This is a genomic window from Flavobacterium sp. (genome assembly GCF_031423415.1).
Lineage (GTDB): Bacteria > Bacteroidota > Bacteroidia > Flavobacteriales > Flavobacteriaceae > Flavobacterium.
Genome location: NZ_JANPFL010000169.1, coordinates 1 through 9,474 on the forward strand (window position 1 = coordinate 1; position 9,474 = coordinate 9,474).

Below are 9,474 nucleotides of genomic sequence, written 5' to 3' on the forward strand. Positions count from 1 at the left end.
TATCGCTAGTAACAACCCCTACTCTTTCTTTTCTCAAATTACGCTTTTCCATATCTCGTTTGATTTAATAATCAAGCTTACGCTTGATTTTCGCGTTTTGTTAATTCAGTATTTAAACGTGCAATCGAACGACGAGCATGACGAATTTGAAGTGGATTCTCAAGTGGAGTCACATGATGTCCTAATTTCATTTTAGCCAAAGATTCCGTTGCTGTTGCTAAACGTTTCTTCAAATCTTCAACTGAAAGTTTTGTGATTTCTTGTTGTTTCATTGTTTCTATTATTTAGTTGGTACAACGTAATCGTTACGTACTATAAATTTACACTTAACCGGTAATTTCTGTGCAGCTAAACGGAGTGCTTCTTTCGCAATTTCATACGACACACCATCAGTTTCAAACATAATACGACCTGGTCTTACTACAGCCACCCAGTGACTTGGAGCACCTTTACCTTTACCCATACGAACCTCAGCTGGTTTGCTGGTAATTGGTTTGTCTGGGAAAATACGGATCCACACCTTACCTTCACGCTTCATGTAACGCGTTACTGCGATACGAGAAGCTTCAATCTGGCGTGATGTAATCCATCCTGGCTCCAATGTTTTGAGTCCGAATGAACCAAACGCAATGGTAGCGCCACGTTGTGCTTGGCCACGACTACGTCCTTTTTGGACTCTTCTAAATTTGGTTCTCTTTGGAGATAACATCTTTCGAAAATTTTAAAATGGATTAATTACTTTTTTTTGTTTCGGTTATTCGGGTTCCCACCTCTTCCTGCCGGACGACGATTTCCAGGAGCACCACCAGTGTTTGAACCACCTTTAGCACCTGTTGTTGCCATTCCTACATTTGGAGAAAGATCACGACGACCGTAAACTTCACCTTTACAGATCCATACCTTGATACCGATTAGACCGTAAGTAGTCAATGCCTCACCTACAGCATAGTCGATGTCAGCTCTGAACGTATGTAACGGAGTACGTCCATCTTTGTACATCTCTGAACGCGCCATTTCGGCACCGTTCAAACGACCTGAAATTTTTACCTTGATACCTTCTGCACCCATTCTCATGGTTGAAGCAATAGACATCTTGATAGCACGACGAAAAGAAATACGAGCTTCAATTTGACGAGCAATTCCATCAGCAACCAAGCGTGCATCCAATTCTGGACGTTTCACTTCGAAGATATTGATTTGAATTTCTTTTTTCGTCAATTTCTTTAACTCTTCTTTCAATTTTTCCACTTCTTGACCACCTTTACCGATAATCACACCCGGACGAGCCGTGTTGATTGTTACAGTAACGAGCTTGAGGGTTCGCTCGATGATGATTTTCGAAATGCTCGCTCGAGATAGACGGGCGCTCAAATACTTGCGAATTTGATCGTCCTCAACGATTTTGTCACGGTAGTTATTACCACCATACCAGTTAGAATCCCATCCGTGGATGAAACCTAATCTATTTCCAATTGGATTCGTCTTTTGTCCCATTTCCTAATTATTTAGAACCATCTACAACGATGGTCACGTGGTTTGATCTTTTACGAACTCGGTAAGCTCTACCTTGTGGAGCAGTTTGGATACGTTTTAACATACCCGCGCTACCTACTTCAATAGATTTCACCACTAATACTTCCTCTTCAATGCTTTTGCCTTCGTTTTTCGTTTCCCAGTTAGCAATTGCTGAACGCAATAACTTGGATAAACTTGTCGATGCATCTTTTGCATTGTGTTGCAATATGTTTAGAGCTTTATTAACTTCTAATCCCCTAACAAGATCTGCAACTAATCTCATCTTTCTTGGAGAAATAGGAGAATCATTCAACTTTGCAAAAGCAATTGACTTGTTTTCTTCCTTGATTTTATCAGCTCTTAATTTCTTTCTAGCGCCCATGTCACTTGAATATTATTAACTATCTTTTTTTATCTTTTTTGTTGGCACCATGACCACGGAAGTTACGCGTTGGAGAAAATTCACCCAATTTGTGTCCTACCATGTTCTCTGTTACAAACACAGGAATAAACTTATTCCCGTTGTGCACTGCGAACGTCAATCCAATAAAATCTGGAGAGATTGTACTTGCTCGTGACCAAGTTTTGATCACTGCTTTGCTTCCGCTTTCTTGTGCTACATCCACCTTTTTAGACAACTTGTAGTGTATAAAAGGGGGTTTTTTTAATGAACGACTCATACCTTATTTCTTTCTTCTTTCAATAATAAACTTCTGAGAATACTTCGTTTTAGAACGTGTCTTGTATCCTTTTGCTGGCATACCATTACGTGAGCGAGGGTGACCTCCGGAGCTGCGACCTTCACCACCACCCATTGGGTGATCGACAGGATTCATTACAACACCACGAACACGTGGACGACGTCCTAACCAACGAGAGCGACCTGCTTTACCAGAAACAACCAACGCATGCTCACCATTTGAAACGGCTCCAATTGTTGCTAAACAAGTAACTAAGATCATGCGCGTCTCGCCAGAAGGCAATTTGATAATCGCAAAGCGACCATCACGAGCGTTCAGTTGTGCATAAGTTCCAGCTCCACGAGCGATTGCTCCACCTTTTCCGGGGTGCAATTCGATGTTGTGAATTACTGTACCTAGCGGCACATCAGATAAAAAGAGTGTGTTTCCGACATTTGGAGTAGCTCCTTTTCCGGAAACAACCGTATCACCAACTTTTAATCCTTCTGGAGCGATGATGTATCTTTTTTCACCATCAGCATAGAATAAAAGCGCAATACGCGCAGTACGATTTGGATCGTACTCAATAGTTTTCACAGTAGCAGGAACACCATGTTTATCGCGTTTGAAATCGATAATACGGTACTTTTGCTTGTGTCCACCACCCATATAACGCATAGTCATTCGACCATCGTTATTTCGACCACCAGACTTCCCTATGCTTCCTGTAACGAGGCTCTTTTCAGGAACGTTCGTTGTAACATCAGCATAAGTTGTGTTGATTTTGTGTCTTTGCCCTGGAGTTGTAGGCTTGAATTTTTTAAGACCCATTTTCGGTTAAAACTTAAAAGTTATTAAATAAATCAATCGTTTCTCCTGTAGCTACAGTCACAATCGCTTTTTTACGAATACGTGAAGGAGCTTCAACGACACCTTTGTTAGTAAATTTAACAGAGGATTTACCGCCACCATAGATTTGTGTACGTACATCTGTGATATTCACACCGTACATTTTTTCGATAGCTTTTTTTATTTCCAATTTATTCGCCTTGCGATCTACTTCGAAAGTAAAACGGCCAGTTTCATTTCCAGCTGTTGCTTTCTCGGTAATAATTGGTTTTCTAATAATATTGATCATCACTATATTAGTTTAGAATCTTTTCGATTACTTCAATTGAACTTTCTGTTAGAACTACTTTTCTAGCATTCAATACATCATATGTATTAACTGAATCAGCACTAACAACTTTCACGCGTTTCAGATTGCGAGAAGACAAATAAACATTGTCATTTCCTGCACCTACAATCATCAACACCTTTTCATTTGTCAAGTTCAAACTTGCTAATACAGCTTTAAATTCAGCTGTTTTTGGTGTTGCAAGAGCCATATCCTCCAAAACAACTATTGATTCCATTTTTGCTTTATAAGCGAAAGCAGATTTACGTGCAAGACGTTTCAATTTGATGTTTAATTTGAAGGTATAGTTACGTGGACGCGGTCCGAAGATACGACCTCCACCTACACGAGTACCAGATTTAACACTACCTGCGCGTGCACCACCTGTTCCTTTTTGTTTTTTCAACTTTCGAGTTGAACCTGAAATTTCAGCGCGCTCTTTAGATTTGTGCGTTCCTTGGCGACGATTCGCTAAGTGTTGCTTTACATCTAAATAGATTGCATGATCATTTGGTTCGATTCCAAAGATTGTTTCCGACAAGGTTACTTTTTTGGAAGTAGCCTTTCCTTTGCTATCAATTACTTTAACTTCCATTATTTCGCGATTGTTACGGTTGAACCTTTAGGTCCTGGGATAGAACCTTTAACTACGATTATGTTTTTTTCAGACAAAACACGTAAAATCACTAGATTTTCTACTGTAACGCGTTTGTTCCCCATTTGACCCGCCATGCGCATTCCTTTGAATACACGTGCTGGATACGAACATGCTCCGATTGAACCCGGTGCACGTAAACGGTTGTGCTGACCATGTGTTGCTTGTCCAACACCACCAAAATTGTGACGTTTAACAACACCCTGGAAACCTTTCCCTTTTGATGTTCCTGCGATACCAACGTATTCACCTTCTTCAAAGATGTTTACATTTACCACATCTCCAAGATTGAGTCCATCAAAGCCTTTAAACTCAACCAATTTTGATTTTGGTGTAGTGTTTGCTTTTTTGAAGTGACCTTTCAAAGCAGATGGAGTGTTGCGCTCTTTGCGCTCTCCAAATCCTAATTGAATAGCCTCGTACCCATCTCGATCTTGCGTTTTAACTTGCGTTACTACACAAGGACCAGCTTCTATTACTGTGCATGGTGTTGCCTTACCCTCGACACTATAGATACTAGTCATTCCGATTTTTCTACCAATAATTCCCGGCATGCTTTCCTATTTATTAATTATTAATTATCAAAGCGAATTATTTCAGTTGGTTAACAATGCATTGCAAACCAACTGAAATTTTATCATACTTTAATTTCTACGTCTACCCCTGAAGGTAATTCTAATCTCATTAACGCATCAACAGTTTTAGATGAAGAACTGTAAATATCCAACAAACGTTTGTAAGAACACAATTCGAACTGCTCACGCGCTTTTTTGTTAACGTGTGGAGAACGCAATACTGTGTAAATACGTTTGTGCGTTGGAAGTGGAATTGGACCACTAACTACTGCTCCTGTTGCTTTAACCGTTTTAACGATTTTCTCAGCCGACTTGTCAACCAAGTTATGATCGTACGACTTTAATTTAATTCTAATTTTCTGGCTCATTACTCGTTTGTATTAAGCGGAAGTTTTTCCATTAATTTTTGCTACTACATCGTCAGCTACATTTCTTGGTGCCTCTGCAAAATGAGAGAATTCCATTGATGAGCTTGCTCGTCCTGAAGACATTGTACGCAACTGCGTTACATATCCAAACATTTCTGATAAAGGAACATCGCCTTTAACCACTTTTGATCCAGCACGATCATCCATTCCACGAATCATACCTCGACGACGGTTTAAGTCACCAACGATATCACCCATGTTTTCTTCTGGAGTAACCACTTCAATTTTCATGATTGGTTCCAACAATTGTGGACGACAGTTTTTCAACGCAGCACGGTAAGCCATTTTAGCTGCCAATTCGAATGACAATGAATCTGAATCGACTGCGTGGAATGAACCATCAATTAATTCTACTTTCATTGCTTCAATAGGGAAGCCTGCAAGAACACCATTTTTCATTGATTCTTTGAATCCTTTTTCAACAGAAGGAATAAATTCACGCGGAATGTTACCACCTTTAATTGAGTTAACGAATTCAAGACCTGTTTTTTCAGGATTGTCTTGTGGAGAAATTTTAACTAAAATATCAGCAAATTTACCACGACCCCCAGATTGTTTTTTGTACACTTCTCTATGTTCAATCGCTGCAGAAATGTTTTCACGATAAGAAACCTGAGGCGCACCTTGGTTTACTTCTACCTTGAACTCACGACGTAAACGGTCAACAATAATTTCTAAGTGTAACTCACCCATTCCTGAGATAATTGTTTGACCAGTTTCCTCGTCCGTATTTACACGGAATGTAGGATCTTCTTCAGACAATTTATTCAATCCATTCGATAAACGGTCAGCATCAGCCTGTGTTTTCGGTTCGATTGCTAAACCAATTACTGGTTCAGGGAAATTCATTGATTCTAAAACAATTGGATGACCTTCAGCACAAAGTGTATCACCTGTACGGATGTCTTTAAATCCAACTACTGCTCCAATATCACCTGCACCTAACTCATCAATTTGATTTTGTTTGTTTGCGTGCATTTGGAAAATACGAGAAATACGTTCTTTATTGTTTGAACGCGTATTGTATACGTAAGAACCTGCAGGTAAAACTCCAGAATACGCACGAATAAAACACAAACGACCAACAAAAGGATCTGTTGCAATTTTAAATGCTAAAGCAGAGAATGGCTCTTCATAAGATGGCTTACGAGTTACTTCTTCGTCTGTTTTAGGGTTAATTCCAACAATTCCTTCAACATCCATTGGAGATGGAAGAATTTCCATTACCATGTCTAACATTGCTTGAACACCTTTATTTTTAAAAGAAGAACCACACATCATTGGAACAACTTTTCCAGAGATTGTAGCTGCACGCAATGCATTTAAGATTTCTCTTTCAGTTAATGAATTTTCGTCTTCGAAGAATTTCTCCATCAAAGTTTCGTCAAATTCAGCAACAGCTTCAAGTAATTCACTTCTTAATTTTCTTGCTTCATCGATAATATCAGCTGGAATTTCCACTTCTTGGAAAGTCATACCCATATCTTCGTTCCAAACAATTCCTTTGAAGTTAATTAAGTCAACTACTCCTTTGAAATTGTCTTCGTCACCGATATTGATTTGCAATGGCAAAGCTTGAGATCCTAACATTTCTTTTACCTGGCGGCAAACATTAAGGAAATCTGCACCTTGACGGTCCATTTTGTTTACAAATCCAATACGTGGAACGTTGTAATTGTTCGCTAAGCGCCAGTTTGTTTCAGATTGTGGTTCAACACCATCAACAGCTGAAAACAAAAACACCAAACCATCTAAAACGCGCAATGAACGATTTACCTCTACGGTAAAGTCAACGTGTCCTGGAGTATCAATAATGTTGATGTGGTAATTGTCGCCTCTGTATTTCCAGTTAACTGTTGTAGCAGCAGAAGTAATGGTAATACCACGCTCTTGCTCTTGCTCCATCCAGTCCATTGTTGCACCACCATCATGTACCTCACCAATTTTGTGATTTACACCTGCATAGTACAAAATGCGCTCAGTTGTTGTTGTTTTCCCTGCATCAATGTGTGCAGCGATACCAATATTTCTTGTGAATTTAAGGTCTCTTGCCATTACTTAGAATCTAAAATGTGAGAACGCTTTATTCGCTTCAGCCATACGTAAAGTATCTTCTTTCTTTTTAAAAGCAGCACCTTCTTCTTTCGAAGCAGCGATGATTTCAGAAGCTAATTTACCAGCCATAGATTTTTCGTTTCTTTTACGCGAGTAACCAATTAACCATTTCATAGCTAATGATTGCTTACGTCCTTCACGAACAGGAGTTGGGATTTGGAATGTTGCTCCACCCACACGGCGAGAACGCACCTCCACAGATGGAGTTACATTGTCTAGTGCTTTTTTGAACACATCCAAACCGTCAGTATCTTCAATTTTCTTATCTACGATCTCTAAAGCATCGTAAAAGATTTTGAAAGCCAAATTTTTCTTTCCAGAGTACATTAAATTGTTGACGAATTTAGTTACAACAACCTCATTAAACTTTGGATCTGGGAGTATGGCTATTTTCTTCGCTTTTCTTCTTCTCATTTCTTAAAGTTTAATTATTTTTTCGCTTTTGGACGCTTAGTTCCATACTTCGAACGACGTTGTGAACGACCTTCAACACCAGCTGTATCTTCCGCACCCCGAACGATGTGGTAACGAACCCCTGGTAAATCTTTTACTCTACCACCTCTTACAAGCACTAAAGAGTGTTCTTGTAGATTGTGGCCTTCTCCTCCGATATAGGCATTTACTTCCTTACCATTGGTAAGACGAACACGCGCTACTTTACGCATCGCTGAATTCGGCTTTTTGGGCGTTGTTGTGTACACACGTACACATACTCCTTTGCGCTGTGGGCAAGAGTCTAAAGCTGCTGACTTTGACTTCTTTACAACCGCAGTCCTTCCCTTTCGCACTAACTGTTGAATAGTTGGCATACAGTACTCAAATTTTGTTTGTTAATAAATATAATCTTTCCTCAAAACGCACTTTGAGGGGTGCAAAGATACGAACTTATTCGTAGGATGCAAATGAAATGTGAAAAAAGTGCTGTTTTTGAACAATTTAGTGTTGATTATTTCAAAAATTAGAATAATCAACTCAAAATTTGAAATAAAAAGCCGAAAATGATTTTGTTGATTTTAAACAATTTGAATCGGAGTTATTTAAACCCGATAACACATCGCATTAATATTCATTCCAGCGCCAACAGATGCAAAAAGTATCACGTCGCCTTCGTTGATTTCAAAACCTTCAATTTCCTTGTTTTTAACCATAGCATATAAAGTTGGAATTGTTGCAACAGAACTATTTCCCAATTTATGAATATTCATGGGCATTAAATCGTTGGGGAATTCTGAAAGTCCATATAACTTGTATAATTCGCGGATAATTGCTTCGTCTAATTTTTCGTTTGCTTGATGAATAAATATTTTTTTTATGTCCGTAATCGTCAAGCCTGATTTATCAATACACTCTTTCATTGCTAATGGAACATGCTTAATTGCATATTCGTACACTTTTCTTCCCTTCATTTTAATGAAACGAATGCGCGGATCAGATTCTGGGTAATTTGATTTACCTAAATTCAAATAATCTAGCTCTTCCAGACAATGACTTTGCATACTAAAGGAAAGAACACCTGCCTCATTAACTGTTGACTCAATAATAACTGCTCCGGCACCATCAGCGAAAATCATACTATCACGATCGTTTTGATCTAAAACCCTACTTAAAGCTTCTGCACCTATTACCAAACATTTTTTAGCGACACCCGTTTGTAAAAAAGCGTGCGCTTGAATCATTCCTTGTAACCAACCAGGACAGCCAAATAATATATCGTAAGCAATACAATTTGGGTTTTTGATTCCTAATTTATGTTTCACTCGAGATGCAACTGCAGGAACGGCATCTGTTTGAATAGTATGCTTTACTACATCACCGAAATTATGGGCAACAATAATTTGATCAATTGTTTCGCGATCACAGTTTGCATCTGACAGCGCTTTTTCGGCAGCAAAAGCTGCCATGTCAGAACATTGCATATCTGCAGAAACATATCTTCGTTCTTGAATACCAGTTATAGATTCGAATTTTTGAGCAATAACTTCTGGAGCTAAATTAATTAGGTGCTGTTTTTCATCATAAAACTGATGCAGCATGAAATCTTTGTTTGTTTTTACTAATTCTGGAATATAACATCCAACGCCTGTAATTTTACTGTTCATCTTAAATATGTCATTTATTCTTACAGTAGCAATAGTGAGCCAAAAGTAGTTATTTAAAATGTCAAATAGATACAAAGCTCTGTCAATCTTAACTTAATTCGATATGGTATAGTTGAATCTACTAATTTTACAAAAAATGAAACCCCACTTGCTCGGGAGATAGTGACTGCCAAATGAAAGAATTCGCCTAGCGGATAAGAATCTGTCCCATACTGATAGGTAGAGAAATA

General features: G+C 38.7%; 14 protein-coding genes. All 14 read right to left on the bottom strand.

The window, feature by feature from the left end; all coding sequences use genetic code 11:
- Positions 1 to 77: 77 nt before the first annotated feature.
- Entirely contained in the window at positions 78 to 272 is a 195-nt protein-coding gene (gene rpmC / locus RMO83_RS14375; RefSeq protein ID WP_310560393.1) for a 50S ribosomal protein L29, read from the bottom strand.
- 8 nt (positions 273 to 280) lie between these two features.
- Complete coding sequence (gene rplP, locus RMO83_RS14380; RefSeq protein ID WP_310560394.1) at positions 281 to 709, bottom strand: 50S ribosomal protein L16; 429 nt, start codon at positions 707 to 709, stop codon at positions 281 to 283.
- A gap of 26 nt (positions 710 to 735) precedes the next feature.
- A complete protein-coding gene (gene rpsC, locus RMO83_RS14385) occupies positions 736 to 1,494 on the bottom strand; it encodes a 30S ribosomal protein S3 (RefSeq protein WP_310560395.1) in 759 nt (252 codons plus the stop codon).
- A gap of 7 nt (positions 1,495 to 1,501) precedes the next feature.
- Positions 1,502 to 1,897 carry a 50S ribosomal protein L22 gene (gene rplV, locus RMO83_RS14390; protein WP_310560396.1) on the bottom strand — a complete coding sequence of 132 codons (396 nt, stop codon included), beginning with the start codon at positions 1,895 to 1,897 and terminating at the stop codon, positions 1,502 to 1,504.
- Positions 1,898 to 1,916: 19 nt separating this feature from the next.
- Complete coding sequence (gene rpsS, locus RMO83_RS14395; protein ID WP_310560397.1) at positions 1,917 to 2,195, bottom strand: 30S ribosomal protein S19; 279 nt, start codon at positions 2,193 to 2,195, stop codon at positions 1,917 to 1,919.
- A gap of 3 nt (positions 2,196 to 2,198) precedes the next feature.
- Entirely contained in the window at positions 2,199 to 3,026 is an 828-nt protein-coding gene (rplB, locus tag RMO83_RS14400; protein ID WP_310560398.1) for a 50S ribosomal protein L2, read from the bottom strand.
- Between the two features lie 13 nt (positions 3,027 to 3,039).
- Complete coding sequence (rplW, locus tag RMO83_RS14405) at positions 3,040 to 3,330, bottom strand: 50S ribosomal protein L23 (RefSeq protein ID WP_310560404.1); 291 nt, start codon at positions 3,328 to 3,330, stop codon at positions 3,040 to 3,042.
- Positions 3,331 to 3,340: 10 nt separating this feature from the next.
- The gene (gene rplD, locus RMO83_RS14410) at positions 3,341 to 3,967 is read right to left on the bottom strand and encodes a 50S ribosomal protein L4 (RefSeq protein ID WP_310560399.1); all 627 of its coding nucleotides are present in this window, start codon (positions 3,965 to 3,967) and stop codon (positions 3,341 to 3,343) included.
- Entirely contained in the window at positions 3,967 to 4,581 is a 615-nt protein-coding gene (gene rplC, locus RMO83_RS14415) for a 50S ribosomal protein L3 (RefSeq protein ID WP_310560400.1), read from the bottom strand. The genes rplD and rplC overlap by 1 nt, the downstream gene beginning before the upstream one ends.
- 83 nt (positions 4,582 to 4,664) lie before the next feature.
- A complete protein-coding gene (rpsJ, locus tag RMO83_RS14420) occupies positions 4,665 to 4,970 on the bottom strand; it encodes a 30S ribosomal protein S10 (RefSeq protein WP_013685556.1) in 306 nt (101 codons plus the stop codon).
- Between the two features lie 12 nt (positions 4,971 to 4,982).
- Positions 4,983 to 7,085 carry an elongation factor G gene (fusA, locus tag RMO83_RS14425; RefSeq protein WP_310560401.1) on the bottom strand — a complete coding sequence of 701 codons (2,103 nt, stop codon included), beginning with the start codon at positions 7,083 to 7,085 and terminating at the stop codon, positions 4,983 to 4,985.
- 3 nt (positions 7,086 to 7,088) lie between these two features.
- Complete coding sequence (rpsG, locus tag RMO83_RS14430) at positions 7,089 to 7,559, bottom strand: 30S ribosomal protein S7 (protein WP_310560402.1); 471 nt, start codon at positions 7,557 to 7,559, stop codon at positions 7,089 to 7,091.
- Between the two features lie 14 nt (positions 7,560 to 7,573).
- Entirely contained in the window at positions 7,574 to 7,954 is a 381-nt protein-coding gene (rpsL, locus tag RMO83_RS14435; RefSeq protein ID WP_124744417.1) for a 30S ribosomal protein S12, read from the bottom strand.
- 228 nt (positions 7,955 to 8,182) lie between these two features.
- Entirely contained in the window at positions 8,183 to 9,244 is a 1,062-nt protein-coding gene (locus RMO83_RS14440; protein WP_310560403.1) for a ketoacyl-ACP synthase III, read from the bottom strand.
- Positions 9,245 to 9,474: the final 230 nt, after the last annotated feature.

Coding starts and splice junctions, on each gene's coding strand:
- rpmC (WP_310560393.1), bottom strand. CDS start 272: ATGAAACAACAAGAAATCACAAAACTTTCAGTTGAAGATTTGAAGAAA.
- rplP (WP_310560394.1), bottom strand. CDS start 709: ATGTTATCTCCAAAGAGAACCAAATTTAGAAGAGTCCAAAAAGGACGT.
- rpsC (WP_310560395.1), bottom strand. CDS start 1,494: ATGGGACAAAAGACGAATCCAATTGGAAATAGATTAGGTTTCATCCAC.
- rplV (WP_310560396.1), bottom strand. CDS start 1,897: ATGGGCGCTAGAAAGAAATTAAGAGCTGATAAAATCAAGGAAGAAAAC.
- rpsS (WP_310560397.1), bottom strand. CDS start 2,195: ATGAGTCGTTCATTAAAAAAACCCCCTTTTATACACTACAAGTTGTCT.
- rplB (WP_310560398.1), bottom strand. CDS start 3,026: ATGGGTCTTAAAAAATTCAAGCCTACAACTCCAGGGCAAAGACACAAA.
- rplD (WP_310560399.1), bottom strand. CDS start 3,967: ATGGAAGTTAAAGTAATTGATAGCAAAGGAAAGGCTACTTCCAAAAAA.
- rplC (WP_310560400.1), bottom strand. CDS start 4,581: ATGCCGGGAATTATTGGTAGAAAAATCGGAATGACTAGTATCTATAGT.
- rpsJ (WP_013685556.1), bottom strand. CDS start 4,970: ATGAGCCAGAAAATTAGAATTAAATTAAAGTCGTACGATCATAACTTG.
- fusA (WP_310560401.1), bottom strand. CDS start 7,085: ATGGCAAGAGACCTTAAATTCACAAGAAATATTGGTATCGCTGCACAC.
- rpsG (WP_310560402.1), bottom strand. CDS start 7,559: ATGAGAAGAAGAAAAGCGAAGAAAATAGCCATACTCCCAGATCCAAAG.
- rpsL (WP_124744417.1), bottom strand. CDS start 7,954: ATGCCAACTATTCAACAGTTAGTGCGAAAGGGAAGGACTGCGGTTGTA.
- RMO83_RS14440 (WP_310560403.1), bottom strand. CDS start 9,244: ATGAACAGTAAAATTACAGGCGTTGGATGTTATATTCCAGAATTAGTA.